At 70.6% G+C, this 25,084-nt stretch carries 24 protein-coding genes; 8 read left to right on the forward strand and 16 right to left on the reverse strand.

Going from position 1 to position 25,084, the window contains the following annotated elements:
* Window positions 1-91: 91 nt before the first annotated feature.
* The 5 genes from ACH4YL_RS31050 to ACH4YL_RS31070 all read right to left on the reverse strand — a co-directional run bounded on the left by ACH4YL_RS31050 (window position 92) and on the right by ACH4YL_RS31070 (window position 6,828).
* Entirely contained in the window at window positions 92-913 is an 822-nt protein-coding gene (locus ACH4YL_RS31050; RefSeq protein ID WP_398510799.1) for an enoyl-CoA hydratase/isomerase family protein, read from the reverse strand.
* A 25-nt stretch (window positions 914-938) separates the two neighbouring features.
* The gene (locus ACH4YL_RS31055) at window positions 939-3,170 is read right to left on the reverse strand and encodes an acetate--CoA ligase family protein (RefSeq protein ID WP_398510800.1); all 2,232 of its coding nucleotides are present in this window, start codon (window positions 3,168-3,170) and stop codon (window positions 939-941) included.
* 164 nt (window positions 3,171-3,334) lie between these two features.
* Entirely contained in the window at window positions 3,335-4,183 is an 849-nt protein-coding gene (locus ACH4YL_RS31060; RefSeq protein ID WP_398510801.1) for an endonuclease/exonuclease/phosphatase family protein, read from the reverse strand.
* Window positions 4,184-4,394: 211 nt separating this feature from the next.
* A complete protein-coding gene (locus ACH4YL_RS31065; protein WP_398510802.1) occupies window positions 4,395-5,594 on the reverse strand; it encodes an esterase-like activity of phytase family protein in 1,200 nt (399 codons plus the stop codon).
* Window positions 5,595-5,664: 70 nt separating this feature from the next.
* On the reverse strand, window positions 5,665-6,828 hold the full coding sequence (locus ACH4YL_RS31070) for a flavin-containing monooxygenase (RefSeq protein ID WP_398510803.1): 1,164 nt from the start codon (window positions 6,826-6,828) through the stop codon (window positions 5,665-5,667).
* A 210-nt stretch (window positions 6,829-7,038) separates the two neighbouring features.
* Between ACH4YL_RS31070 and ACH4YL_RS31075 the strand changes: the two genes are divergently transcribed.
* Entirely contained in the window at window positions 7,039-7,488 is a 450-nt protein-coding gene (locus ACH4YL_RS31075; RefSeq protein ID WP_398510804.1) for a DoxX family protein, read from the forward strand.
* The gene (locus ACH4YL_RS31080) at window positions 7,488-7,910 is read left to right on the forward strand and encodes a Zn-ribbon domain-containing OB-fold protein (RefSeq protein WP_398510805.1); all 423 of its coding nucleotides are present in this window, start codon (window positions 7,488-7,490) and stop codon (window positions 7,908-7,910) included. The genes ACH4YL_RS31075 and ACH4YL_RS31080 overlap by 1 nt, the downstream gene beginning before the upstream one ends.
* A 15-nt stretch (window positions 7,911-7,925) precedes the next feature.
* Here ACH4YL_RS31080 and ACH4YL_RS31085 read toward each other — a convergent pair whose 3' ends face one another.
* Window positions 7,926-8,597: a pyridoxal 5'-phosphate synthase gene (locus ACH4YL_RS31085; protein ID WP_398510806.1), complete on the reverse strand. Its 672-nt coding sequence runs from the start codon at window positions 8,595-8,597 to the stop codon at window positions 7,926-7,928.
* A 122-nt stretch (window positions 8,598-8,719) separates the two neighbouring features.
* On the opposite strand from ACH4YL_RS31085, the gene ACH4YL_RS31090 reads away from it, so the two are divergent.
* Window positions 8,720-9,310, forward strand: a complete 591-nt coding sequence (locus ACH4YL_RS31090) for a flavin reductase family protein (RefSeq protein ID WP_398510941.1) — start codon at window positions 8,720-8,722, stop codon at window positions 9,308-9,310.
* Window positions 9,311-9,336: 26 nt separating this feature from the next.
* On the opposite strand, the gene ACH4YL_RS31095 is transcribed toward ACH4YL_RS31090, so the two are convergent.
* A complete protein-coding gene (locus ACH4YL_RS31095) occupies window positions 9,337-10,659 on the reverse strand; it encodes an MFS transporter (protein ID WP_398510807.1) in 1,323 nt (440 codons plus the stop codon).
* A 59-nt stretch (window positions 10,660-10,718) separates the two neighbouring features.
* Here ACH4YL_RS31095 and ACH4YL_RS31100 point away from each other — a divergent pair, with 59 nt between their 5' ends.
* A complete protein-coding gene (locus ACH4YL_RS31100; RefSeq protein WP_398510808.1) occupies window positions 10,719-11,735 on the forward strand; it encodes a GlxA family transcriptional regulator in 1,017 nt (338 codons plus the stop codon).
* Window positions 11,736-11,755: 20 nt separating this feature from the next.
* Here ACH4YL_RS31100 and ACH4YL_RS31105 read toward each other — a convergent pair whose 3' ends face one another.
* From ACH4YL_RS31105 to ACH4YL_RS31115, 3 genes are read right to left on the reverse strand one after another with little or no spacing between them, the layout of a single operon-like run.
* Complete coding sequence (locus ACH4YL_RS31105; RefSeq protein WP_398510809.1) at window positions 11,756-12,805, reverse strand: Zn-dependent alcohol dehydrogenase; 1,050 nt, start codon at window positions 12,803-12,805, stop codon at window positions 11,756-11,758.
* Window positions 12,805-13,971 (reverse strand): acyl-CoA dehydrogenase family protein, encoded by a 1,167-nt coding sequence (locus ACH4YL_RS31110; protein WP_398510942.1) that lies wholly within the window; start codon window positions 13,969-13,971, stop codon window positions 12,805-12,807. Before ACH4YL_RS31110 ends, ACH4YL_RS31105 begins: the two co-directional genes overlap by 1 nt.
* A gap of 22 nt (window positions 13,972-13,993) precedes the next feature.
* Complete coding sequence (locus ACH4YL_RS31115) at window positions 13,994-14,917, reverse strand: SDR family oxidoreductase (RefSeq protein WP_398510810.1); 924 nt, start codon at window positions 14,915-14,917, stop codon at window positions 13,994-13,996.
* Window positions 14,918-15,003: 86 nt separating this feature from the next.
* Here ACH4YL_RS31115 and ACH4YL_RS31120 point away from each other — a divergent pair, with 86 nt between their 5' ends.
* The gene (locus ACH4YL_RS31120; protein WP_398510811.1) at window positions 15,004-15,930 is read left to right on the forward strand and encodes a cyclase family protein; all 927 of its coding nucleotides are present in this window, start codon (window positions 15,004-15,006) and stop codon (window positions 15,928-15,930) included.
* A 19-nt stretch (window positions 15,931-15,949) separates the two neighbouring features.
* Here the strand turns inward: ACH4YL_RS31120 and ACH4YL_RS31125 are convergent, their stop codons facing one another.
* The 4 genes from ACH4YL_RS31125 to ACH4YL_RS31140 all read right to left on the reverse strand — a co-directional run bounded on the left by ACH4YL_RS31125 (window position 15,950) and on the right by ACH4YL_RS31140 (window position 20,074).
* Window positions 15,950-16,414, reverse strand: a complete 465-nt coding sequence (locus tag ACH4YL_RS31125; protein ID WP_398510812.1) for an ATP-binding protein — start codon at window positions 16,412-16,414, stop codon at window positions 15,950-15,952.
* A 419-nt stretch (window positions 16,415-16,833) separates the two neighbouring features.
* Window positions 16,834-17,718 carry an acyl-CoA dehydrogenase family protein gene (locus ACH4YL_RS31130; protein ID WP_398510813.1) on the reverse strand — a complete coding sequence of 295 codons (885 nt, stop codon included), beginning with the start codon at window positions 17,716-17,718 and terminating at the stop codon, window positions 16,834-16,836.
* A 1-nt stretch (window position 17,719) separates the two neighbouring features.
* Entirely contained in the window at window positions 17,720-18,853 is a 1,134-nt protein-coding gene (locus ACH4YL_RS31135) for an acyl-CoA dehydrogenase family protein (protein WP_398510814.1), read from the reverse strand.
* Complete coding sequence (locus tag ACH4YL_RS31140; protein WP_398510815.1) at window positions 18,854-20,074, reverse strand: amidohydrolase family protein; 1,221 nt, start codon at window positions 20,072-20,074, stop codon at window positions 18,854-18,856.
* Window positions 20,075-20,254: 180 nt separating this feature from the next.
* On the opposite strand from ACH4YL_RS31140, the gene ACH4YL_RS31145 reads away from it, so the two are divergent.
* Window positions 20,255-21,835, forward strand: a complete 1,581-nt coding sequence (locus ACH4YL_RS31145; protein ID WP_398510816.1) for a class I adenylate-forming enzyme family protein — start codon at window positions 20,255-20,257, stop codon at window positions 21,833-21,835.
* On the opposite strand, the gene ACH4YL_RS31150 is transcribed toward ACH4YL_RS31145, so the two are convergent.
* Both ACH4YL_RS31150 and ACH4YL_RS31155 read right to left on the reverse strand, forming a co-directional pair.
* Window positions 21,816-22,331: an EF-hand domain-containing protein gene (locus ACH4YL_RS31150; protein ID WP_398510817.1), complete on the reverse strand. Its 516-nt coding sequence runs from the start codon at window positions 22,329-22,331 to the stop codon at window positions 21,816-21,818. The genes ACH4YL_RS31145 and ACH4YL_RS31150 overlap by 20 nt on opposite strands.
* A 147-nt stretch (window positions 22,332-22,478) precedes the next feature.
* Window positions 22,479-22,853, reverse strand: a complete 375-nt coding sequence (locus tag ACH4YL_RS31155) for an STAS domain-containing protein (RefSeq protein WP_398510818.1) — start codon at window positions 22,851-22,853, stop codon at window positions 22,479-22,481.
* A gap of 318 nt (window positions 22,854-23,171) precedes the next feature.
* On the opposite strand from ACH4YL_RS31155, the gene ACH4YL_RS31160 reads away from it, so the two are divergent.
* Window positions 23,172-23,753, forward strand: a complete 582-nt coding sequence (locus tag ACH4YL_RS31160) for a sigma-70 family RNA polymerase sigma factor (protein WP_398510819.1) — start codon at window positions 23,172-23,174, stop codon at window positions 23,751-23,753.
* A complete protein-coding gene (locus ACH4YL_RS31165) occupies window positions 23,750-25,051 on the forward strand; it encodes a zf-HC2 domain-containing protein (RefSeq protein ID WP_398510820.1) in 1,302 nt (433 codons plus the stop codon). The genes ACH4YL_RS31160 and ACH4YL_RS31165 overlap by 4 nt, the downstream gene beginning before the upstream one ends.
* The last annotated feature ends 33 nt before the right edge of the window (window positions 25,052-25,084 follow it).

The raw sequence follows: 25,084 nt of genomic DNA on the forward strand, positions 1-25,084 counted from the left end.
GTGCGGTGTGTTCCTAGACAGCTCCACCACATCGGAGGTCTTCGCCATGTTCAAGACCCACAACTGTCAACAACGCTCGTGATCAATACACCTAGCGCCCGCGGTACTCCGGCGTCCGGCGCTCCACGAAGCTCGCCACTCCCTCGTTCGCGTCCCGCGTCGTCATGTTGATCTCCTGCGCCGCCGCCTCGGCCGCGAACGCCGTCGTCCTGTCCGCGTCCAGCGACGCGTTCACCAGCTGCTTCGTCAGCGCGAGCGCCCGCGTCGGACCCTGGGCCAGCCGCTCCGCCCACTCGCGTGCCGTCTTCTCCAACTCGTCCGCCGGGACGACCCGGTTGACCAGTCCGAGCCGCTCGGCGTCGGCGGCCGGCAGCGCGTCGCCGAAGAACATCAGCTCCTTGGCCCGCTGCGGGCCGATCAGCCGCGGCAGGAGATACGCGCCGCCGCCGTCCGGGACGAGACCCCGGCGGACGAACACCTCGATGAACCTGGCCGGTTCGGCGGCCAGAACGAGGTCGCAGGCGAGGGCGAGATGCGCACCGATGCCCGCGGCGGTGCCGTTGACCGCGGCGATCACCGGCTTTTCGCAGTCGAGTACGGCGGCGATGAGGCGCTGCGCGCCGAGCCGGATCGTACGGGCCACATCGCCTGGCACCCGGTCCCCGGCCGAAGGCGCTCCCCGCAGGTCCGCGCCCGCGCAGAAACCCTTGCCGGTGGCGGTGATCACGACCGCCCGTACGTCCGGGTCCGCGGACGCCGCGCCGAGGAGCGCGATGATCCGCTCGCGCTGGTCCCAGGTGACGGCGTTCATCGCCTCGGGCCGGTTGAGGGTGATCCACGAGACGCCGTTGTCAGTGGCGTGCAGTACCAATGACTCAGCGGGTTCTTTTGACTCTTCGGGGGAGGAAGTCATGGGCGTACGGCTCCAAGTCGTCGGGTCACCGGCATACCGCCAGCGCGTCCAGCGCCACCGCACCCTGCCCGCGCGGCAGCACCATCAGCGGGTTGATGTCCAGTTCGGACAGTTCGTCGCCCAGTTCCAGCGCCATCCGCTGGACCCGCAGCACCACCTCCACCAGCGCGTCGACGTCCACCGGCGGTCCGCCTCGTACTCCGTCCAGCAGGGCGCGGCCGCGCAGTTCGCCGAGCATCGCGCGGGCCTGGTCCTCGCCGAACGGCGGGACGCGTACGGCGGCGTCCTGCAGGACCTCCACCAGCACCCCGCCGAGCCCGACCGTCACCGTCGGGCCGAACAGCGCGTCCTGCGTGACGCCGACGACCATCTCCACACCCCGCTCGACCATCTGGCAGACCAGGATCCCGTCGAGGTCCGCCTCCTCGTAGCGCGCGATGTCGGTGAGTTCGCGATACGCGTCGCGAACCTGGCTCGCCGAGGTCAGCCCGATCTTCACCAGGCCCAGTTCGGTCTTGTGCGCCAGCTGTGTCCCGGACGCCTTCATGACGACCGGGTAGCCGACCAGACCCGCCGCCCGGACCGCCGCCGCCGCGCTGGTCACCAGCTGCTCGCGCGGGACGCGGATGCCGTACGCCCGCAGGAGCTGCTTCGCCGCGTGCTCGCTCAGCTGCTTGCCGGGACGCATCAGCGCCTGCGCCTTGCGGAAGGACGGCGACGGCGTGCGCGGTGCGTCGTCGAACGGCGAGCGGTAGCCGACGGTGAAACGGTGGTGGTCCAGATAGGCGCGGACCGCGGTGATGCAGTTCCCGAAGGTGCGGAAGGTCGCGACCCGCGAGGAGCCGAGCAGCGTCTCGCGGTACGCCGCCTCCGTGCCCACCGGCGACCCCCACACCACGCACACCAGCTTGTCCGTGGCTTCCGCCGCGTCCACCAGGTCCTGGGCCAGCTTGTCGCTCATCGGCGGGAAGGGGCCGGTGATCGGGCAGATCAGCACGCCGACGGACGGGTCTTCGAGGATCGCGTCGATGATCTTGCGGCCACGCCAGTCGCCCACCGGGTGCCCGCCGTTGTCGACGGGGTTCGCGACGCTCAGATACTCCGGTATCCACTCGTGCAGTTCGGCCTGCTTGGCCTCGGAGAGCTGGGGCATCGGCAGCCCCGCCGCGGTCGCCAGGTCCGAGAAGTGCGCGCCCGTGCCGCCGGAGATCGAATAGACCACGACCCCGTCGACCACCGGCCTGCGGGCCCGCGCCAACAGCGCTGACGTGTCCTGGAGTTCGTCGAGCCCGTCCACCCGGATCACGCCGAACTGCCGCATGGCCGCGTCCACCACCTGGTCCGCGCCGGTCAGTTTGCCGGTGTGCGAGGCGGCCATCCTGGCACCGGTCTCGGTCCGCCCGACCTTGACCGCGACGACCGGCACCCCGCGCCGCGCCGCCCGGTCCGCAGCGAGCAGGAAGGAGCGTCCGTCCTTGAGCCCCTCCACGTAGCAGGCGATGGCCCCGACCTCGGGCCGTTCGGCGAAGTACGAGATGAAGTCGGCGGTCTCCAGATCGGCCTCGTTGCCGGTCGGCGCCCAGTGGGAGAGCCGTACGCCCAGCTCCTGAAGGGTGAAGACCGGCCTGCCCTGGTGTCCCGACTGGGTGATCAGCGCGATCGCCGGACCGTCCAGGTCGTCGCGGAACTTCTCGAAGGCGTTGAGATTGGTGTTGGGCCCGAGCAGCCGCAGACCGGCCCGCTCCACCGCGGCCGCCAGCCGGGTCTGGGCCTCGGCACCGGCCGCGCCGGTCTCGGCGTATCCGGAGGCGAACGCGACGGCGAACTTCACCTTGGCCTGGGCCAGTTCCTCGATCACCGGCAGCGGGTCGCCGACCAGCAGCACGGCGAGATCGACCTGCTCGGGCAGCTCGCCGACGGACGGCACACAGCGCAGCCCGAAGACGCTCTCCCGGGTGGGATGCACGGGATACAGCCGCGCACCGACCCGCTCGGCCCAGTCCACGAGTTGTCTGGTGATCCCGGTGTTGGGCCGCCCGTCGCCGTCCGACGCCCCGACGACGGCGACGGACGCCGGCCGGAAGAACCGGTCGAGATCGGGCACGGGCGCGTGCAGCGGCCGCCCGCTGACGTCCATGTCGCCGTCGGTCGCGGTGATCGAGGCAGTGTCATGGACGGCATCGCGGGCGTGCTCCCCGCAGGCCACCACTCGGGCGCGGAGGTCGGAGGTGAGGGTGCCGTGAGTTGATCCAAGCATCGCTGAGCCCCGCTCCTGCTCGTAGCCAAGTTAACTGACGCATAGTCAGATTACAGACCTGACGGCATGTCAGGAACACTCCTGCGGGCAAAGCTGTACGGGAGGGGTGCTTTATCGGGTCGGAACGGGTCCTTGGGCCGGGTCCTTGGGCCGGGCCCCTCGGGTCAGGCCGGGTCGTCGGCTCGGGCCAGGTCCTCGGTCGAGGCCAGCTCCGCGAGGACGGCGAAGTGATCCGAGGGCCATACGCCGTCGACGGATCCGTCACCGCCGCGCCGCACGGACATCACGTGGCCGAGACCGTCGGGCCCGGGCAGCCCGACATGGATGTAGTCGATGCGGACGCTCGGCTGGAAGTACTCCGAGACATACGGGTTGGCTGCGTCCCAGGTCGCCGATGGCGCCGCCGGGTCGGCGTACTCCCAGGCATCCAGGAGTACTTGGCCCGGAACGGCGGGCGCGGTCTTGTAGCCGCCGAACAGCCGGACTTCGTCCGAGTCGGGCCATGCGTTGAAGTCACCGGTGACCACGGGTGGAAAGAGCGTCGGGCCGCGGTGTGCCGCCACGAATTCCGCGAGTGCCCGCACCTGCTCGCACCGCATGGCCGAGCCGTCGACGGCCGAGGTCAGATGGGTGGTGAAGAACGGCACCTGATGGTTGGGCGCATCTATGAGCGCGTGGAGAGCCAGCCGCCCGTCGTCGTCACCTTCGGCGGAAGGCAGTCGCAGCACGCGCTGGTCCACGATGGGCCAGCGGCTGAGCACCGCGTTGCCGAAACTCACGGCCGAATCGCCGAGTCGCCGCTGCCATCGCTCCGGCGCGTCGGAGGAGGCCCAGGTCCAGTGCATGCCGAGTTCTTCGGCAAGCCACTCGGCAAGGTTCTCCCCGTCACGCGCCCAGACCTCCTGCAACCCGATGACGTCGGGTTGCAGCTCGCGCAGCACGGCGAGAATCGCCTTCTGCCGCTCCTGCCACGGGCCGAACCGCCACCACACGTTCCACGTCAGTACGCGCATTGCCCCACCCCTCACCGGCCTCAGGCGGATCCTGCCGGCCCTGAGGCCAGCCTCCTGGTGACGCGGCGCTGGATCAAGCCGGTTCGCGGACCGGTCGCTCGTTCCGACCGGTCCGCGTCGCACCTCGCACCTCGTGCGTCATGCGTCATGCGTCATGCGTCATGCGTCATGCGTCATGCGTCATGCGTCATGCGTCATGCGTCATGCGTCATCAGACGAACGCGCGCCAGTCCGCGTTCAGGCGGTGCGCAATCCGGATGGTGATGAACTCGTTGTTGTCCGCCTTGCCCGGCGTACGGCCCGAGGAGAACGGGAAGTTGTTGTCGTTCAGTACCGCCAGAGTCCGGTCGTCGAGGAGGACGACGTCCTCGATCGTGGTGAACGGGAAGCGGAAGGTTTCGCCGAAGCCGCCGAGGCCCTTCGGGTTCGCGATGTTCAGCAGGTCGGCGACCAGCGTCTTGTCCATGACCCCGTCGCCGTTGCGGTCGCGGGTGTCGGCGAGGTAGATCCGCTTGAACTTGGCGTCGTCGCCCTGGCCGCCGTCGCGCTCGATGACCAGGAAACGGTGGCGGTCGACGGCGATGGCGTCGCCGATGGCGTTCGACGGCGACTCCAGGCGGTAGGTCCAGCGCTTACCGGTGTACTTGCCTGCACGCAGGTCGAAGTCGCTGAAGCGCAGGTCGCCGGGGGTGTCACCGGTCACCGTGCCCTCGAGGAGCGGGTAGAGGTGGCGGCCGTCGACCGAGCGGACCATGCCCTCGAAGCCCTTGCTGCCGCCGAGGGTGGGCTGCCCGCCGTTCAGGTACGGGTTCTCCGGCGCCTGTACGCCGTCCAGCGCGATCGGGGCCTCGAGGAGGCGGCCGGTCGGCGAGAAGTGCAGCAGGAACGGGCCGAACTCGTCGCCCATCCAGTACGTGCCGTCGTACGACCGCACGATCGACTCGACGTCGAAGTCGGCGCCGGTCAGCACCCGGTCGGCACGCGTGAGCGGGAACGGCACGCGGTGGTGCGGGTCGCTGAGGTTGAAGCCGCCCAGCACCGCGACCTTTCCGGTACGGGTGTCCGGCTTGACGCGGTGGACGCGCAACAGGAAGTCGGCGCTGTTGGCCTTGCCGCCGAAGCCGTTGTCGGACAGCACGTCGTAGCTGCCGTCGTGCCGGTTGACGATGCCGCTGAAGCCCTGGACCGGCTGGCCCGCGAACGGCGCCGCGATGCCGTTGAACGGGCCCGCGCCGATGGCCGAGCCGGACGGCTCGCTGTTCGGTACGAACGTCTCGGCCGGAAGCGACGCGAAACCGGTCAGCGTGGCCTGCCCGAAGGCCGTGTCCGTGGCGTCGCGGTCGGCCACCGCGGGCGACGCGAGCCCGACGGTCAGCGCGGCGGCGCTGAGCATGATCAAAAGTCTCTTCATGGCCTGCACGTTAGGGACACCGGATGACGGGCGGCCCAACGGAAGGCGACCGGTCTGCGGTACCGCTCGGTCAGCCCTTGGCCAGTGACTTGGCCAGCGACTTGGCGATCTTGCGGGCGTCGATGGTCATCTCGCGGAACATGCCGCTGATCGGGTTCGTGAACCCCGTGAAGTACAGGCCCGGAGTCTGCGCGAGCGTGCGGCCACCATGCGTCAGGGGCTTGCCGCGCTCGTCCAGGATTCCGAGATGGCCGACCAGGCCCTCCAGCGCCCGCCGGTAGCCGGTCGCCGCGATCACCACGTCCGGCGAGATGCGGGTGCCGTCCGCGAGGACCGCCTTGCCGGACTCGAAGGAGTCGAGCGCCGCGACGGGTTCGACCTTCCCGGTACGTACGGCGTCGATCAGGCCCACGTCCTGGATCGGGACCGCGCCCTCCTTGACCCGGGAGTACAGGCCGGTGTCCGGGCGCGGCAGGCCGTGTTCGGCGAGGTCCGGCACGGAGATCCGGCACATGACGGCCGCCGCCCGGTCCACCATGCGTACGGGCAGCCGGCGAGCCAGGATGCCGGTGCGCTGGGCGGGCCAGCCCGCCGTGGAGCGGCGGACGATGTGCGGGATCGTGCGGACGGCGATGCGCACTCGCGAAGCGCCGCCCTCCACCAGGTCGACGGCTATCTCCGCACCCGTGTTGCCGACGCCGACGACCAGGACGTCCTTGCCGCGGTACGGCGCGGCGTTGCGGTACTCGCCGGCGTGCAGCAGCTCGCCGGTGTACGCGTCGCTGCCGGGCCACTCGGGCAGCCTCGGCGTGTGGTTGTAGCCGGTGGCCACCACGACGGCGCTGCCGGTCAGCCGGCGGCCGCCGGTCGCGTGCAGCACCCAGTCGGAGCCTGCGGGTTCGATCCGGGAGACCTCGACCCCGGGCACGATCTCCAGCTCGTGGAACTCCGCGTACTTCTCCAGATACCGGACCACGTCGTCCCGGGAGACCCACCGTCCGAAGGAGCGCGGCATGGGAAGACCCGGCAGTGCCGACAGCCGTCGCGTGGTGTGCAGGTGGAGCCGGTCGTAGTGGCGGCGCCAGGAGGCGCCGACGGACTCGGACTTCTCCAGCACCACGGCACGTACGCCCTGCTCGCGCAGCGCGGCGGCGGCGGCGAGACCGCCGGGGCCGCCGCCGATGACGTATACCGGTCTGTCGTTCGTGAGATCGATGTCCTTTTCGTCGGCCATGCGCGTGAGCGTAATCGCGCGATTACTTGATGGGTCTCAGTCAAGACGGGAAATGATTGCGAATTCATCACGCCTGCACACGCCTTGCGCACACTTCGCACCATCTCTTGCGAGGGCCTCCCGCCATCCGCTGAACTGACGTACCGTCAGATGCTCATGGTCATGCTCACGCCCGTGCACACACGTCCCTACGCAGACAGGGAGGTCCGGATGGAGACCATCTGGCTCACCGGTGCCGAGTGGCTCGCCGTCCTCCGCATCGGTCTCGGCCTGTGGTGGCTGGAGAGCTGGCGGCACAAGGACAAGAAAGGCTGGTTCGAGCGGGGCACCGGGATCGCCTGGGCCGCGGACGTGGCGGGCAAGCACAGGTGGCCGGTGGTGAAGAACGGCTTCGCGACGGTGGTCCAGCCGCGGCCCAAGACGATGGCGTACGTCGTCGTCTACGCCGAACTCGCCCTGGGGCTCGGCCTGGCCAGCGGCTTTCTGACACCGATCGCGCTCGTCGGCGGGCTGCTGCTCAATCTGCTCTATCTGGTGCTGATGATCCATGACTGGGCGGAACAGGGACAGAACGCCATGATGGCGCTCATATCGCTCGTCGCGCTGTTCGCCATGTCCTGGCAGACCTGGTCGCTCGACAGCGCGATCGGACTCTTCTGATGAGCACCGCGAACGCCGCGAACGCCGCACTGCCTGAAGTCGACGACTTCACGCGGCCCTTCTGGGACGCGGCGCGGGACGGCCGGCTGCTGATCCGCCGCTGCCGTGCGTGCGGAAAGGCCCACCACTACCCGCGGGAGTTCTGTCCGTACTGCTGGAGCGAGGACGTCGACTGGATGGCGGCGAGCGGCCGGGCCACGCTGTACACGTGGTCCGTGGTGCACCGCAACGACCTTCCGCCGTTCGGCGCGCGCGTCCCGTACACGGCGGCGGTCGTCGACCTCGCGGAGGGCCCGCGGATGATGACCGAAATCGTCGGCTGCGCGGAGGAGGGCCTGGCGATCGGGATGGCGCTGGAGGTCGGCTTCAGGCCGGAAGGTGAGGTCGCGGTGCCGGTGTTCCGCCCTTCGCGGCCGGCCTGATCACAGTCCGCCCGGTCACGGCCAGAGCAGTTCCCTCGCCCAGCCGTCGTCCGCCTCGCGCCGGTAGCGCAGCCGTACATGCCGGCGCCGCTCGTCGCCCTGGAAGTACTCCACCTCCCGCGGCCGGAGCACATACCGCGTCCAGGTCGCGACCGGCGCGTCCGGCTCGGCCTGCGCTCGCTCCCACGCGGCCTGCGATGCCCGTGCCAACTCCTCGCGGGAGCCGAGGACTTCGCTCTGCCTGCCCGTGAGCGCGGCGGCCAGCGCGCCCGTCGAGCGCGCATGCAGATCCGCCCGGCTCTCCTGCGAACCGGCCGCGCTCACTCGGCCCCGGACCCTGATCTGCCGCCCCTGGACCGCCCAGTAGAAGCCGAGCGCCGCATCGGGACGCGCGGCCAGTTGGCGGCCCTTCGCGCTGGTGGCGTGCGAGGCGAAGTGCCAGCCCTGCTCGTCCGCGTCGTGCAGCATCAGCGTCCGTACGTCGGGCCGCCCCTGGTCGTCCACGGTGGCCAGGGTCATGGTGTGCGGCTCGGTCTGGCCTGCCGCCACGGCCTCGGCGAACCACTGATGGAAAAGCGGGATGGGGGTGGCTGGGGCGGTGTCCGGATCGAAGGCGGGAAGGTCCGTGTCCCAGACGCGCTGTGCGTGGAGCAGCGCGCGAAAGGCGTCCGGTTGATCTCTGTCCATGTGATCTCTGTCCATGTGATCTCTGACCATGCGCCCAGTCTGCCGCGCCAGGAGATCCCGGCGACCCCTTCCAATCTGACGATGCGTCAGGTTCAATGACTGATGTGATGGGACACGCAGGGATGGCGGCCACCGCCGTCCGATACCTCCGCTCGGTCGGAACCTCCACGGCCACCGAGCCGTTCGACGCCTTGCCGCGCCCGGACCTGCGGGCCGTCGGCGAGGAGGAGCGGCTGCCGCTCGACCCGGGCGAGTTCCGGCGCGTGCTCGGCTCCTTCGCGACCGGGGTCACCGTGGTCACGGCGTACGACGAGGACGGGCCCGCCGGCTTCGCCTGCCAGTCCTTCGCGTCGCTCTCGCTCGACCCGCCGCTGGTCGTGTTCATGGCCGGCCGTACGTCGACGACCTGGCCGCGGATCGCGCGCGCGGGCGTCTTCTGCGTGAACATCCTCGGCGAGGACCAGGGCACGCTGTGCCGGGGCTTCGCGGTGCCCGGCGCGGACAAGTTCGCGGGCGTGGCCCACACTCCGGCCCCGGCGACGGGTTCGCCGCTGCTGGACGGCGTACCGGCCTGGGTCGACTGCACGATCCAGACGGTGCACACGGGCGGCGACCACCTGATCGTCATCGGCCGCGTGGAGGCCCTCGGCGCAGCGGCCGAGTCGGCACCGCTGCTCTTCCACCGCGGCCAGTTCGGCCGCCTCGACTCCTGACGCGCCGGACCACTGACACCGCGGGGTCACGTCACCTTGTCCGCCGGCGCGGCCGGCGACACAGGTGCGACCGGGTTCAGCGTCGGCAGTGGCTTCCGGCGGATCACCAGGGACATCAGCGCCGCCGCCGCGCACAGCGCGCCCGAGGCGTACCAGACCACGTCGTACGAGCCGAAGACGTCCCGCGCCACGCCGCCCGCGAAGGCGATGATCGCCGCGCCCACTTGGTGGGAGGCGAGCACCCAGCCGAAGACGATCGCGCTGTCCTCGCCGTAGTGCTCGCGGCACAGGGCGATCGTCGGCGGGACCGTCGCCACCCAGTCCAGGCCGTAGAAGACGATGAAGAACAGCATCGGCGGATGGACGGAGGGGGCCAGCAGCATCGGGAGGAAGAGCAGGGAGATGCCGCGCAGCGCGTAGTAGACCGCGAGCAGCCGGCGGGCCTCGAAGCGGTCGGTGAACCAGCCCGAGGCGATCGTGCCCACGACGTCGAAGACGCCGATCACCGCGAGCAGGGAGGCCGCCGCCGTGATCGGCATGCCGTGGTCGTGGGCGGCGGGCACGAAGTGGGTCTTGACCAGGCCGTTCGTCGATGCGCCGCAGATCGCGAAGGTGCCCGCCAGCAGCCAGAACGGGCCCGTGCGCGCCGCGCGGAACAGGACCTGCACCGCGCGGCGGGCCGCGCCCGGTACCGGGTCCGGCTTCGGGGTGAAGCCCTCCGCGCCGTAGGCCGCGATGCCGATGTCCGCCGGGTGGTCCCGCAGCAGCAGCCAGACGAACGGGACGACCGCGAGGGCCGAGAGCGCGACGGTGATCGAGGCCGGGCGCCAGTCGTGGTTCTCGACCAGCCAGGAGAGCAGCGGGAGGAAGATCAGCTGGCCGGACGCGCCGGCAGCGGTGAGGATGCCGGTGACCAGGCCGCGTCGCTTCACGAACCAGCGGTTGGTGACCGTCGCCGCGAACGCCAGCGCCATCGAGCCGCTGCCGAGGCCGACGAGAACGCCCCAGTACAGCACCAGTTGCCAGGACGTCGTCATGATCGTGGTCAGGCCGGAGCCGACCGCGATCACGGTGAGCGCGACCGCGACGACCCGGCGGATGCCGAAGCGGTCCATCAGCGCCGCGGCGAACGGCGCGGTCAGACCGTACAGCGCGAGATTGACCGAGACCGCGAAGCCGATCGTGCCGCGCGACCAGTCGAACTCCTCGTGCAGCGGCTCGATCAACAGCCCCGGCAGTGAGGCGAACGCGGCCGCGCCGATGATCGTCACAAAGGCGACGACCGCGACGAACCATGCGCGGTGGATACGGACCGGGGCTGGAGGAGTCTTAGGCACGGCGTCAAGCATCCGGGGGCCGGCCGGCGACAACGAGTGGCCCGAGGGACAGCATTCGATAGGATCGGGCCATGGGCAAGGACCGCAAGGACCGCAAGGACCGCAAGGACATGAAACCCGGGCATCGGGTCGTGGTGCTCGCGCTCAGCGGGCTCCTGCCCTTCGAGCTCGGCATCCCGCACCGCATCTTCGGGCGCGCCAAGGACGCCGACGGCCAACTCCTCTACGAGATCGTCACCTGCTCCGTCCGGCCCGGACCCGTCCGTACGGACGCCGACTTCGACATCCACGTCCAGCACGGGCCCGAAGCGCTGGCCACCGCCGACACGGTCGTCATCCCCGCCTCGTACGAGCTCGGTCCGGTCCACGAAGACGGCAGGCTCACCGACGAACTCGCCGACGCCCTCGCGCACATCCGGCCCGGCACCCGCATGGTCGCCATCTGCACCGGGGGATATGTCCTCGCCGCCGCCGGGCTCCTCGACGGGCGGCCCGCCACCACCCACTGGTCGTCCGCCGAGCACTTCCAGCGGCTCTTCCCGTTGGTGAAGGTCGACGCGGACGTCCTGTTCATCGACGACGGCGACGTGCTGACATCGGCCGGTGTCGCGGCCGGTATCGACCTGTGCCTGCACATCGTGCGGCGCGACCACGGCACCGCAGTCGCCAACGACGTGGCGCGCCGCACGGTCGTACCGCCGCACCGCGACGGCGGACAGGCCCAGTACATCCACCGGCCCCTCCCCGAACCGCAGTCCGCGACCACCACCGGCGCACGGGCCTGGGCGCTGAGCCGCCTCCACGAGCCGATCCAGCTGCGCGACATGGCGGAGCAGGAGTCCATGAGCGTACGGACGTTCACGCGCCGCTTCCGCGAGGAGGCGGGCATCAGCCCTGGCGAGTGGCTGACGCGGCAGCGCGTCGAGCGGGCCCGGCACCTGCTGGAGTCGACGGATCTCTCCGTCGACCAGGTGGCCCAGGACGCGGGCTTCGGTACGGCGCAGTCGATGCGGCAGCATCTGCAGGCGGCGCTGGGCGTGCCGCCCACGGTCTACCGGCGCACCTTCCGCGCGGGCGCCCGCGACTGATTCCGGATCCGCAGGCGGATTCAGAAGGTGAGCACTCCGCGTGCCACCCGTCCGTGGTGCGCGTCGTCCGCCGCCTTCGCGAAGTCCTCGATCGGATAGGTCTCGGTGACCAGTTCGTCCAGCAGCAGCGTGCCCTGCCGGTACAGCTCGGCGTAGAGCGCGATGTCGTGCTGCGGGCGCGAGGACCCGTAACGGCAGCCCAGGATGGACTTGTCGAGGAACATCGCCGCCGGCAGGAAGGACGCCTCCGCCGTCGCCGCCGGCATGCCGAGCAGGATCGCCTGGCCGTGCCGGTCCAGCAGCTCGATCGCCTGCCGGATCAGGCCGACATGTCCGACGCACTCGAAGACATGGTCCGCGCCGGTCGGCAGGATGTCCCGCACACCATCGGCCGACGGAAGGAAGTCCGTCGCCCCGAACTGCCGGGCCACCGCCTCCTTCGCCGGGTTCGAGTCGACCGCGACGATCGCCGACGCGCCCGCGATCCGCGCGCCCTGGATGACGTTCAGCCCGATCCCGCCCGTCCCGATCACCACGACGCTCTCGCCACGGCCGACCTTCGCGCGGTTCAGTACGGCTCCGACTCCCGTCAGCACGGCGCAGCCGATCAGCGCCGCCGAGGTGAGCGGGAGTTCGGCCGGGATCTTCACCGCCTGGACGGCCTTCACGACGGTGCGTTCGGCGAACGCGGAGTTGGAGGCGAACTGGAAGACCGGCTCGCCTCCGCGCGAGAACGGCCGGCCGGGCCGGCCGATCGCCTTGCGGCACATGGTGGGGCGTCCGCGGTCGCAGTCCGCGCACGCGCCGCAGTTGGCGAGCGTGGAGAGCGAGACATGGTCGCCGGGCGCGACATGGCCGACGCCGGCGCCGACCGCCTCGACGACGCCCGCGCCCTCGTGGCCCAGCACGACAGGTGCCGGGAAGGGGATCGTGCCGTCGATCACCGACAGATCGCTGTGGCACAGTCCGGCGGCGGCGACGGCGACAAGCACCTCGCCGGGACCCGGGTCCCGTATCTCCAGATCGTCGACCACCTGGGCCTGTTGGCCGTCGAACACAACGCCTCTCATCACGGCTCCCTCGGTTCCTTCGGTTCTCTCGGTTCCTTCGGCAGGCCGAGCACGCGCTCGGCGATGATGTTGCGCTGGATCTCGTCCGAGCCGCCGTAGATCGTGTCGGCGCGGGAGAACAGGAACAGCTGCTGGAGTTCGTCGAGTTCGTACGGCCGCTCCGTGCTCCAGTCGTACGGACCGGCCGCCGCACCCACGCCCCGTACGGCCATCGCGAGCTCACCGAGCCGCTGGTGCCAGCCGCCCCACAGCAGCTTGGCGACGCTGGGCGCGCCGGAATCCTGCTGGGAGCCCAGCGTGCGCAGGGCGTTCCAGCGCATGGTCCGCAGCTCGGCCCACTGGCGTACGAGCCGGTCCTTGAGCACAGGATCGGCGACGGCCCCGCTGTCCACGGCGGCCCGCACCACCTGGCCCAGCTCCTCCTCGAACCCGATCTGCTGGACCAGCGTGGAGACTCCGCGCTCCACCGCGAGCAGACCCATGGCGACGCGCCAGCCGTTGCCCTCGCCGCCGACGAGGTGTTCGGCTCGGGCGATCGCGCCGTCGAAGAACACCTCGTTGAACTCGCTGGTGCCGGTCATCTGGCGGATGGGCCGTACGTCGATACGGCCCGGCTGGTCCATCGGCACCAGCAGGAACGACAGCCCGTGGTGGCGCCGGGACCCCTGTTCCGTACGCGCCAGCACAAAGCACCAGTCGGCCTCCCGCGCCAGCGAGGTCCAGATCTTCTGGCCGCTGATCCGGTACGTGCCGCCGTCGCGTTCCGCGCTGGTGCGCAGCGACGCGAGGTCGGACCCGGCACCGGGCTCGCTGTAGCCCTGGCACCACAGCTCATCGGCGCGTGCGACGGCGGGCAGGAACCGGTCCTTCTGGGCCTGGCTGCCGTCGGCGATCAGGGTGGGCGCGAGGAGGTTCTCGCCGATGTGGCCGAGGCGGGAGGGGGCTCCGGCGCGGGCGTACTCCTCGGCCCAGACGACCTGTTGGGCCAGGCTCAGGCGCCGGTTGCCGTATCCGTCCTCGGCCCAGCCGATCCCGATCCAGCCGTCCCGGCCCAGCGTCCGCTCCCAGTCCCGCCGTTCGGGTCGCGCGCCGTCGAGACGCTCCTCGAGCCAGGCCCGCGCCTCGCCCCTGAACGCCTGCTCGTCCGTGAACGCCTCGTCGCTCAACGCCTCGTCCCTCGACGCCTGATCACTCACGGGGCGCCTCGTTCGGGCGCGAGCCCGCCGCCGCCGCCTTCGCCATGGCCTCCAACTGCGCGAGCAGCGGCATCGGGTCCGTGCCCACCGTGCCCGGGAGGAAGTCCGCGATCTTCTCCGGGGTCCAGGCCCCCTCCGCGTAACCCGCGCGCAGCTCCCTCGGCTGCGCCCACACCGCGATCTTGGGACCCGCGATCGTGTAGACCTGCCCGGTGATCCGTTCCTCGCGGGCGCGGTCCGAGAGCAGATAGACGACGAGCGCCGCGACGTCCTCCGGCTCGCCGATCTCCTTCAGCTCCATGGGCACGTTCGCGGACATCCGCGTACGGGCCACAGGGGCGACCGCGTTCGCGGTGACGCCGTACTTGTGCAGGCCCAGCGCCGCGCTGCGGACCAGCGAGATGATGCCGCCCTTCGCCGCCGAGTAGTTGGCCTGCGCCACGCTCCCCTGGTGGTTGCCGCTGGTGAAGCCGATCAGCGTGCCCGAGCCCTGCTTGCGCATCACGGCCGATGCGGCGCGGAAGACGGTGAACGTGCCCTTCAGATGGGTCGCGACGACCGGATCCCACTCCTCCTCGGACATGTTGAAGAGCATCCGCTCCCGCAGAATGCCCGCCACGCACACGACCCCGTCCAGCCGCCCGTACTCCGCGAGTGCGATGTCGACCAGCCGCTGCCCGCCGGCCATCGTCGCGATGTCGTCGGCGACGGCGACCGCCTCGCCGCCCGCAGCGACGATCTCCTTGACGACGGCCGACGCGATCTCCGACGTCGGCTCCGCGCCCTCGACCGAGACGCCGTAGTCGTTGACGACGACCCGCGCTCCCTCGGCGGCCGCGGCCAGTGCGACGGCGCGCCCGATGCCCCGTCCCGCACCCGTCACGGCGATGACCTTGCCTGCCAAGAAGTTCCCCACGCCCGGCCCCTTCCCGCGGTTTCTGACGGACCGTTAGATTCTACGGTCAGTCAGATAGTCGAGCACAAGCCCCAGGAGGCAGCCCGATGTCACTCCCGGCCGAGTTCTACGAGATCGCCAAACGCGTGAACAACTGGGGCCGTTGGGGCGAGGACGACGAGATCGGCACGCTCAACCTGATCACCGACGAGATCGTGCGGGACGCCGCCGCGGCGGTACGGACCGGCCGCCGGATCGCGCTCGCACTCCCTCTCCACCAGGACGGCGTCCAGACCGGCATGATCCCGGGACGGGTGAACCCGCTGCACACCATGGTCCAGATCAACCAGGAGCTGTTCGGCCCCGGCACCGTCGCCACCAGCGACGACGCCGTGACCATGGGCCTCCAGGCAGCAACCCACTGGGACGCGCTGACCCATGCCTCGCACTCCGGAAAGATCTACAACGGCCGTTCCGCCGACACCATCACCCCGCACACCCGCGCCCGGTTCAGCGGCATCGACAAGGCTCCGTATGTCGTCTCGCGCGGTGTCCTGCTCGATGTGGCGCGCGCCAAGGGGCTCGACCGGCTGCCCGGCGACCACGCCGTCACGCCCGAGGACCTGGACGAGGCCGCGGAGTTCGGCGGGGTGAGTGTGCGGGCCGGTGACATCGTTCTCGTACGGACCGGACAGATCCAGGTCTGTCTCGGCGGCGACAAGCACGGCTACGGATATCCGTCACCCGGCCTCTCCGTCCGTACGCCCGAGTGGTTCCACGCCCGCGATGTCGCCGCCGTCGCCAACGACACGCTCACCTTCGAGATCTTCCCGCCGGAGATCGAGGACCTGTGGCTGCCGGTGCATGCCCTCGATCTTGTCGAAATGGGCATGCTCCAGGGCCAGAACTGGAACCTGGAGACCTTGTCGGAGGCCTGTGCCGAGGAGCGGCGGTATGCGTTTCTGCTGTCCGCGATGCCGGAGCCGTTCGTCGGTGGTACGGGCACGCCTGTCGCCCCGGTCGCGATCCTGTGAGCGCCGGACCGGACAGGCCCTAGGGCGCGGTGACGAAGCCCCGTACTTGCGGCGCGACCCTGCCCGCCTGGCAGGCGCCCCGGTCCACTTCGCACCAGATGGACTTGCCGGCTCCCTCCGCCTGCCAGCCCCACCGGTCGGCGAGTCCGTCGACCAGCGCGAGCCCGCGGCCGTTCGTGTCCTCGCCGTCGGCCTTGCGCTGTTGGGGCGGGCGGGCGCTGATGTCGGCGACCTCGACGCGTACGGTCCCGGCGATACCGGCCTCCGGGGCGTCCCCGCCGAAGAGCATCCGCAGCACGGCCGGACAGCCGGTGTGCACCACGGCGTTGGTGACCAGCTCCGAGATCAGCAGGATCAGAATCTCGGCCAGCGGCTCGTCATCCCCTATCCCGGAACCGGCGAGCCGCGAACGAGCCCATCTCCGAGCACGTCCCACCTCCGCGGGATCGGGCCCGACCTCCAACTGAACCTGAAGAACCTGCACCGTTCACACCATCCGAACCGGCGGACACATCGCCTCGCGCCTCGACAGGGTTCCCAACCAGGTCACTGAACGTGACTCCCGTACGAGACAGCATGGTTGACGTACAGTCACCCCAACAAGCGCTTCGGGCATATTCCAACGGGAAGGAGTACCCGTGGTGCATACTGTGCGACGCACGTTGCGGGGAGTCGAACAGAGGCTCGCGACCCGTGCCCCAGTGGCACGAGCGGCGCGCATTCCCGGATCCGGAGCCGCCGATTCGGCAACACCGTGACCACCGCGCCTCGGAACCACTCGCATCTGACGGAGCGTACCGGAGCACAGCCTTGGCGACGGGCCGTGACGAGTCGCGGTAAGGACACAACCCGGTATCGACACTCGGTGACGTGCCGTTGCGCTCGGCATGGCGTGATGGCGGGTCATGGCGTCGAGGCGAGGGCCTCGGCCTGGATTTCCTCGGCCTGCGCCGCGGTCGGCCACATCAAGGCGCGCAGCCAGGCCCGCTTGAGGTGCAGATGCACATCGGCCTCCCAGGCGAAGCCCATCCCGCCGTACACCTGGAGACAGTCACGGGCGTTGCGTACGGCGGCGTCGTCGGCGAGCAGCTTGGCTCCGGCGATCTCGGTGAAGTCCTCGGCGAGTTCCGCCGTGACAGCGGCCGCATAGACGGCGGCACGGGCGAGTTCCGTGCGTACGAGCATCTCGGCACACAGATGCTTGACGGCCTGGAACCCTCCGACCGGCCGGCCGAACTGCTCGCGCTCCTTGGCGTGGCGCACCGCCATGCCGGTGGTGCGGGCGGCGCTGCCGACCTGCTCGGCGGCGGTGAGGAGGGCGGCCCGCGGATCGGTGTCCCTGGCCGGCGCGGGCACACGGTGGAGCGGGGTCAACGGGTCGACGGACCGCAGGGGTACGGCTCCGGTGGCATCGCCGAGGACCTGGTCGGCCGCGTCCAGCCAGGCGACCAGTCCTCCGTCGACCCGGGTGACGACGGCCTCGCCGGTCGCGGCGCCGGCGACGGTGGCCGCGGCGAGATGCGTGGCGACGAGTGGCCCGGGCACCAACGCCCGCCCGATCTCCTCGAACACGAGCACCGCCTCGGCCGCTCCGAGCCCGACGCCACCGTCCGCCTCGGCGAGGCACAGCGCGAACACTCCGGCGTCCCCGAGCTGCCGCCACAGAGCCCGGTCGAGCCCCGGGTGGTCGGCGGCCTTGCGCAGGCCCTCCGGGCCGAAGGCGCGGGTCAGCAGCTCGCGCGTTGCCGACTGCAAGGCCCGTTGATCGTCGGTGGGTTGGAAGTCCATGTCACCGGCCCTTCGGCAGGCCGAGGATCCGCTCGGCCACGATGTTCCGCTGGATCTGGGACGTGCCTGCCGCGATCGTGTACGAGAGCGAGGACAGCCGGTCCAGCGTCCACTCCTGCGACAGGTCCGCCGCGTCGGGGCCGAGGACCTCCGCCGCGGTGTCGTACAGCTCCTGGCGGGCGTGCGAGTAGCGCAGTTTGAACACCGAGCCGCCGACGCCCGGGACGCCGCCCGTCTTCTGCGACTCGCTGACGTTCCACTGGGTCAGCCGCCACAGCGCGGCGAACTCCGCGTTCAGCCTGCCGAGCCGGCGGCGCAGCACCGTGTCGTCCCAGCGGCCGTTCTCGCGGGCCGTGGCGGCCAGTTCGCCGAGGGTGCGGCGGCAGGCGACGACCTCGCCGACGAAGGCGGTGCCTCGTTCGAAGGAGAGCGTGACCATGGTGACGCGCCAGCCGTCGTTCTCCGCGCCGACCCGGTTTTCCACCGGCACCCGGACCTCGTCCAGGAACATCTCGGCGAACTCCGTGGAGCCAGCGAGCGTACGCAGCGGCCGGACCGTGATGCCCGGCGCGTCCATCGGCATCGCGAGCCAGGAGATCCCGCGGTGCTTCGGCGCGCCCGGGTCGGTGCGGACCAGCAGTTCGCACCAGTCGGCGACCTCCGCGTGCGAGGTCCAGATCTTGGAGCCGGTGACGATGTACGAGTCGCCGTCCCGGACCGCCTTCGTACGCAACGAGGCGAGGTCCGAGCCCGCGTCCGGCTCGCTGAAGCCCTGGCACCAGATCTCGTCGCCGCGCAGCACCGGCGGCAGCCAGCGCCGGCGCTGTTCGGCCGTGCCCTCCGCGGCGATGGTGGGGCCCGCGTGCAGCAGTCCGACGAAGTTCGCGCCGACATACGGCGCGCCCGCCCGCTCCGTCTCCTGGAGGAAGATCAGCCGCTGGGTCGGGGACGCGTCCCAGTGGACGTCCGCGTACCCCGCGTCGTACAGCATCCGCTGCCAGGCCGTGTCGTACGCGCGGCGGCCCGGCCAGTCGTCGGGCGACGGCTTCGGCCCGAGTCCCGGCAGCACGACGCCGAGCCAGTCCCGCAGCCGCGCGCGGAACATCTCTTCCTCGTCCGTGTACGTGAGGTCCATTCAACGGTCCAGATCCGGGCGCCGCTCCCGGTCGAAGTCCAGATCGAGCATCCTGATCGCGTTGCCGCGCATCAGCTTGTAGACCGTCTCGTCGTCGAGGTCCTTGACGTGGTCGAGCGCGACCTCCTTGGTGTGCGGGAAGGTCGAGTCGACGTGCGGATAGTCGGTCTCGAACGTGGCGTTGTCGCGGCCGACCACGTCCAGCGACGCGACCCCGTGCTTGTCGCGGAAGAAGCAGCAGAACATCTGCCGGTAGTAGTACGTCGACGGCGGCTCGGGGATCAGGTCCCGCACGCCGCCCCAGGCCCGGTGCTCCTCCCACACGTCGTCGGCGCGCTCCAGCGCGTACGGGATCCAGCCCATCTGGCCCTCGCTGTAGGCGAGCTTGAGCCGCGGGAACTTCACCAGCACTCCGCTGAACAGGAAGTCCATCATCGAGGCCATGGCGTTGTTGAAGCTGAGCGATGCCTGCACGGCGGGCGGCGCGTCCGGCGACGCGGCGGGCATCTGGGAGCTGGACCCGATGTGCATGTTCACGACCGTGCCCGTCTCCTGGCAGATCGCGAAGAACGGGTCCCAGTAGCCGGAGTGGATCGACGGCAGCCCGAGGTACGTCGGTATCTCGCTGAAGGTCACGGCCTTGACGCCGCGCGCCGCGTTGCGCCTGATCTCGGCCACGGCGAGGTCGATGTCCCACAGCGGGATGATGCAGAGCGGGATGAGCCGGCCGCCGCTGTCGCCGCACCACTCCTCCACCATCCAGTCGTTGTAGGCGCGTACGCAGGCGAGCGCGACTTCTTTGTCGTGCGCCTCGGCGAAGGTCTGGCCGCAGAAGCGCGGGAAGGTGGGGAAGCAGAGGCTCGCCTCCACATGGTTGAGGTCCATGTCCGCGAGGCGTTCCTTCGGGTCCCAGCAGCCACGGCGCATCTCCGCGCGGGTGATCCCTTCGAGCGTCATGTCGTCGCGGTCGAAGCCGACGGCGGCGATGTTGCGCTTGTACGGGAACTTGAGGTCCTCGTAGATCCACCAGTCGGTCGGCGGCCCGTCCGGGTCCATGGTGATCTGGTACTTGCCGGCGACGTAGGCGAGTTCGCCGATGCCCGCGGTGAGCGGCTGCGGCCCCTTCTCCCGGTACTTCGCCGGAAGCCAGGTCTCGAAGAGGTGCGCGGGTTCGATCACGTGATCGTCAACGCTGATGATCCGGGGCAGTTCCAGTTCCATCGGGGCCTCCGCTGGTGACCGCTCGCTTGCGACCGGCTGCTGTCTTCTGACTGTTCTTCTGACAGGCCTTCTGACGGGTCGTCAGATATCAGGCTAGCCCCGCACCCCTGGACCGACAAGGCGGTGAGCCCTACGCTCTCGCCACTACCTGACTACCCGTCAGCTCTGGAGGCGTACGGCATGACGTCCGGCACGAACGACACCGCACACGCTCTCGGCGCATCGCGCACGCTCTGGGAACTCGTCCGCCGCAGGGCCGAACTCACCCCCGACCGGCCCGTGTTCCTCCAGGACGACCGCACGCTCACCTTCGGCGAACTGCACGACCGTGCCGAGCGGTGCGCGGCCGGACTGTACGAACGCGGCGTGCGGCCCGGCGGCGTGGTCGGCTGGCAGCTGCCGACCCGGATCGAGACGGTGCTGCTCTCGGTGGCGCTCGCGAGGCTCGGCGCGGTCCAGTCGCCGGTGATCCCGTTCTACCGGGACCGCGAGGTCGCCTTCGCGCTGCGGGAGTCGAAGGCGGAGTTCTTCGCCGTGCCGGGCGAGTGGCGGGGCTTCGACCACGCGGAGATGGCACGGCGGATCGAGGCGCGCGGCGTCTTCGAGGCGTACGACACCCTGCCGGACGGCGACCCGTCCGTACTGCCGCCGCCGCCCGCCGACGGAACGGCGGTGCGCTGGATCTACTGGACCTCCGGCACCACGTCCGACCCCAAGGGCGTGCTGCACACCGACCGTTCACTGATCGCCGGCGGCTCGTGCCTCGCGCACGCGCTCCATCTGTCGGCGAACGACGTCGGCTCGATCGCCTTCCCCTTCGCGCACATCGGCGGCCCCGACTACCTGGTGATGCTGCTGCTGTACGGGTTCCCGGCGGTCCTCTTCGAGAGGTTCGCGCTGCCCGACGCGCTGGACGACTACCGCAAGCACGGCGTGACGACGGCCGGCGGATCGACCGCGTTCTACTCGATGTTCCTCGCCGAACAGCGCAAACAGCCCGCCGAGAAGCTGATCCCGACCCTGCGCCTGCTGGCGGGCGGCGGCGCGCCCAAGCCACCGGAGATCTACCACGCCGTCGTCCGGGAGATGGGCTGCCAGCTCACTCACGGCTACGGCATGACCGAAGTGCCGATGATCACCATGGGCTCGCCGGACGACACCGCGGAGAACCTCGCGACCACCGAAGGCAGGCCGCCGGACGGCATGGAGATACGGATCGTGGACGGCGAGGTGCGGCTGCGCGGCGAGGCGGTGTGCCGGGGCTATCTCGACCAGGAACAGTCGGCGACGGTCTTCGACGAGGACGGTTTCCTGATCACGGGGGACGTCGGCCATCTCACCGAGAGTGGCCATCTGGTGCTCACCGGGCGGCTGAAGGACATCATCATCCGCAAGGGCGAGAACATCTCGGCGAAGGAGATCGAGGACCTGCTGCACGCGCATCCCGGGGTGGCCGACGCGGCGGTGATCGGACTGCCGGACGCGGAGCGGGGCGAGCGGGTGTGCGCGGTGGTGGAGCAGCCGCCGGACGCCGATCCGCTGACGCTGGAGGCGGTGACGTCGTATCTGCGGGGGAAGGGCCTGTCCACGTACAAGCTGCCGGAACAGCTGGAGGTGGTGGCGGCCCTCCCCCGGAACGAAACCTTGCGCAAGGTCCTGAAGTACAAGCTCAGGGAGCGATACGGGAGTCCTGACCACGGGAGTCCCGCGTACGGGAGTCCCGCGGATTCCGGTCCGGGGCCTACGGGTGCTCGGGAGTGACGTAGTACGCCGCGAACCCGGTCAGGATCTCCTCCTCGCTGATCCGCCCGTCCCCGTCCGCGTCCAGCGCGGCGGCGGCCCCGGCCGCGACCGAGGGCGCCACGCCCAGCACCCGCATCACCCGCTCCGCCGCGGACGGCGTCACTCCGCCGCCGTCCTCGTCGGCGATGGCGATCACGGCGTGCAGGAAGGGCCGGGCGATCTCCGCGAACCGCTGGGGCTTGTCGCGCAGTCTCTTCACCGCACCGGTGATGAACTCCTGGCGGGTGACGCGCTGGTCCCCGTCCACGTCGGCGATTCCGGCCATGCCCTGCCAGAACGCCTCCGCGCCGCTGTACAGGGCCTGGCCCTTGTCCGAGCGTGCTGTGCAGGAGAACTCGGCGAGCAGAGCCTTGGCGGCCCCGCTGAAGTCCTCACGGTCGATATAGCCATTGCCGTCCTGGTCGAAGGCGGCGAAGCGAGACGCGATCTTGCGCTCGTACTCTGCGCTGTCCATGCGGGGAGCGTACGGCCCCGGACGATGACGCGTGCAAGTACTCCGTGAATTACGTCCCGGCCACATTCCGGCGGAGCGGAGGTAAAGGCCGGGAGCGTCGGCCCGCGTGCGCGGCACCCGGGCAGCCCGGGTGGCCCGATCACGCGCTCACGCGGAGAGGGGCTCCGCTTCCTCGTCGGTCGCCGCGGCCGCGTCCTCGTACACCTCGAAGAGGCGGCGCACCCCGAGCGCGGCCAGGACCCGGTTGACGTGCGAGCCGTCCTCCGCGCCGCGGGCGGGCAGGATCAGCCGCAGTCTGCCGCGGCAGGACCGCAGCAGCCGGCGCGCGGCGATCAGCACTCCCACTCCGCTGGAGTCGCAGAAGAGGACCTGGGAGAGGTCCAGCACCAGGTCACGGTGGCCCGCGGCGACCGCGTCGTGCACATGCTGGCGGACCACCGGTGAGGACACGAGATCGAGCTCGCCGCAGACATGCAGCACGGTCCATGCGCCTTGCCGGGTCTTGTCCACCTTGAGCATCACGACCGGACCACTCCTTGTGCCCTGGGGGGTGATAGCGGAATCCTTGCTTCCTGGCCCGCCTGCCCAGCCGCCAGAGCGTCAAACACCACGGTCGCGGCAGGTCCCGAGGGGAGCGTCCGCGCTTACCATCCCGGTCCTCCGCCAGGGGCGCACTTGCCGCAAAGGGGCGCGTTCGCGGCCGCGCGCATTACATTCGAAGTGGCGAAGTGACGACAAGCACAGTCGCGCACGGGGCAGGGCGCGCAGGTTCAGGGCAAGCTGGCACAGGGGCAGATGCGCACTCGGGCCGTGCGCTGACGGGCAGGCTTTGGGGGCCTTATGGCAAAGGACACACCGCCGCGCTGGGACCGCAGGATGCAGCAGCGGCTCGCGCGGGGAGAGGCCGCTGCCCTCGGTGAGCTCTACGACAGGTTCGCCTCGCTGGTGCACATGCTGGCCCACCGGGTGCTCGACGACGAAGCCGCCGCGGACCAGGTGACCCGTGAGGTCTTCGGCTACATCTGGGAGAACCCAAACGCGTACGACCCGAAGCAGGGCTCGATGCGGTCCTGGGTCGCCAAGGTCACCAACAGCCGGGCCGTGCAGCGCCTTCGGCGGACGGAGGCCGCGGCGCTCGCGGACGGCGGCGAAGGCACCACGGAAGAGCTGGAACAGAAGGTGCGCCGGGCGGCGGTCGCGGCCCGCGCGGACTACATCGTGACGTCGATGCCCGCGCCGCTGCGGGCCGCGCTGGAACTCGCGTACTTCCAGCGCAGGGACTACCGCCAGACCGCGGCCGACCTCGGCGTCACCGAGGACGAGGCCAGGCGCAGGCTGCGGCTGGGCCTGCAACTGCTGTCGACCGCCAACACCCGGCCGCTGGAGGGCTCTTCGCCGCCCGGATACGGACGTTCCTTGTGAGCGGCCCGCTGGACGGCGGCGGCCACGGCGGCCACGGCGGGGACGACGACGGACGCGACGAGGTGCGGGGAGCGCCGCGCATACCGGGACCGCGGCCGGCGGCGGACGACTACGACCCGCCGCCGCGGGTGATCCCGTTGCCGCGACCGACGAACGGCAACGCCGACCTCGTGGAGGTGCCGTCCGTTCCCGCAGCTCACGCCCCCTCCCACAGCGTGCTCAAGTCCCTGCTCGGCGCATGGGCGTTGTCCGCGTGCTCCGCCGACGAGACCGCGGCCGTCGAGGCGCACCTCGGCGAATGCGCTCCGTGCGCGGAGGAGGCCCTGCGGCTGCGTGACGCGGTCGGACTGCTGCACACCGACCGGGATCTGGACCTGGATCCGATGCTGCGCTTCCGGGTGCTGGAGAACTGCCTGGGCCGCAGGCCCGCGCGTATCCCGGTGCCTGTCTGGGCGACCCCGTACGACGCGGAGACGGCACGGCTGGACGCGCTGCTGCGGGACATCGGCGAATCGGAGTGGCACGCGCCGGTGCGGCTCAAGTGGTTCGAGGGCGAGCGGGCGGTGAGCCGTAAGACGACCGTGGCGGGCGTCATCGGCCATCTGATGACCGTCGACGGCGTGGTGGCGTCCGCACTCGGCCTGGACGACCCGCTCGGCCCCGACGCACCGCGCGGCCCCGTCGAACGCACCGAACGCTTCTGGAGCACCACGGACAGGCCGATCACCCGGTCGGTCCACGAACCGTGGCGCGACCAGAGCCACACTCTTATCCGCACGGTGTCCTTCGCGGGCCGCGGCGTGGCCGAACTGTCGGTCTCGTACGGCGACTTCGCGCTTCCGCTGCGGGACTCACTGCTCGACCGGGCCTTCGAGTGCTGGATGCACGCGGGCGACATCGCGGACGCGGTGGACTACCCGTACGAGCCTCCGAGCGGCTCGCACCTCCACCACATGATCGACCTGGGGGCCCGCCTGCTCCCGGCAGCCCTGGCCGACCGCCGCCGCGCCGGCCTCGCCGCCCCACCCCGCCACCTGGTCGCGGCCGGAGCCCCCGGCCGCTCGCTCCACCTGGAGGTCGAGGGCGCGGGCGGCGGCAACTGGTACATCGCCCTGGACTCCCCGGCGGCCATCGCCTCCCCGGACCGCACGGTCGCCCAAGTGGCCCTGGACGGCGTCGAATTCTGCCGCCTGGTCGCGGGCCACATCGCCCCGGAGGAGGCAGCGGCGGGCCAGGACGGCGACCGCGAGGCGATCAGGGACGTGCTGTTCGCGGCGGCGTCACTGAGCAGGCTGTAGCGCGGCCGCCTTCGGCAGCGGGCGGGCCGTTCG

The organism is Streptomyces sp. NPDC020681 (assembly GCF_044334895.1).
In the GTDB taxonomy this organism is placed as follows: Bacteria; Actinomycetota; Actinomycetes; order Streptomycetales; family Streptomycetaceae; genus Streptomyces.

Coding starts and splice junctions, on each gene's coding strand:
- ACH4YL_RS31060 (WP_398510801.1), bottom strand. CDS start 4,183: ATGCGCGTACTGACGTGGAACGTGTGGTGGCGGTTCGGCCCGTGGCAG.
- ACH4YL_RS31065 (WP_398510802.1), bottom strand. CDS start 5,594: ATGAAGAGACTTTTGATCATGCTCAGCGCCGCCGCGCTGACCGTCGGG.
- ACH4YL_RS31090 (WP_398510941.1), top strand. CDS start 8,720: ATGGCGGCCACCGCCGTCCGATACCTCCGCTCGGTCGGAACCTCCACG.
- ACH4YL_RS31095 (WP_398510807.1), bottom strand. CDS start 10,659: ATGCTTGACGCCGTGCCTAAGACTCCTCCAGCCCCGGTCCGTATCCAC.
- ACH4YL_RS31070 (WP_398510803.1), bottom strand. CDS start 6,828: ATGGCCGACGAAAAGGACATCGATCTCACGAACGACAGACCGGTATAC.
- ACH4YL_RS31075 (WP_398510804.1), top strand. CDS start 7,039: ATGGAGACCATCTGGCTCACCGGTGCCGAGTGGCTCGCCGTCCTCCGC.
- ACH4YL_RS31055 (WP_398510800.1), bottom strand. CDS start 3,170: ATGCTTGGATCAACTCACGGCACCCTCACCTCCGACCTCCGCGCCCGA.
- ACH4YL_RS31120 (WP_398510811.1), top strand. CDS start 15,004: ATGTCACTCCCGGCCGAGTTCTACGAGATCGCCAAACGCGTGAACAAC.
- ACH4YL_RS31140 (WP_398510815.1), bottom strand. CDS start 20,074: ATGGAACTGGAACTGCCCCGGATCATCAGCGTTGACGATCACGTGATC.
- ACH4YL_RS31135 (WP_398510814.1), bottom strand. CDS start 18,853: ATGGACCTCACGTACACGGACGAGGAAGAGATGTTCCGCGCGCGGCTG.
- ACH4YL_RS31100 (WP_398510808.1), top strand. CDS start 10,719: ATGGGCAAGGACCGCAAGGACCGCAAGGACCGCAAGGACATGAAACCC.
- ACH4YL_RS31080 (WP_398510805.1), top strand. CDS start 7,488: ATGAGCACCGCGAACGCCGCGAACGCCGCACTGCCTGAAGTCGACGAC.
- ACH4YL_RS31105 (WP_398510809.1), bottom strand. CDS start 12,805: ATGAGAGGCGTTGTGTTCGACGGCCAACAGGCCCAGGTGGTCGACGAT.
- ACH4YL_RS31050 (WP_398510799.1), bottom strand. CDS start 913: ATGACTTCCTCCCCCGAAGAGTCAAAAGAACCCGCTGAGTCATTGGTA.
- ACH4YL_RS31085 (WP_398510806.1), bottom strand. CDS start 8,597: ATGGACAGAGATCAACCGGACGCCTTTCGCGCGCTGCTCCACGCACAG.
- ACH4YL_RS31145 (WP_398510816.1), top strand. CDS start 20,255: ATGACGTCCGGCACGAACGACACCGCACACGCTCTCGGCGCATCGCGC.
- ACH4YL_RS31130 (WP_398510813.1), bottom strand. CDS start 17,718: ATGGACTTCCAACCCACCGACGATCAACGGGCCTTGCAGTCGGCAACG.
- ACH4YL_RS31150 (WP_398510817.1), bottom strand. CDS start 22,331: ATGGACAGCGCAGAGTACGAGCGCAAGATCGCGTCTCGCTTCGCCGCC.
- ACH4YL_RS31160 (WP_398510819.1), top strand. CDS start 23,172: ATGGCAAAGGACACACCGCCGCGCTGGGACCGCAGGATGCAGCAGCGG.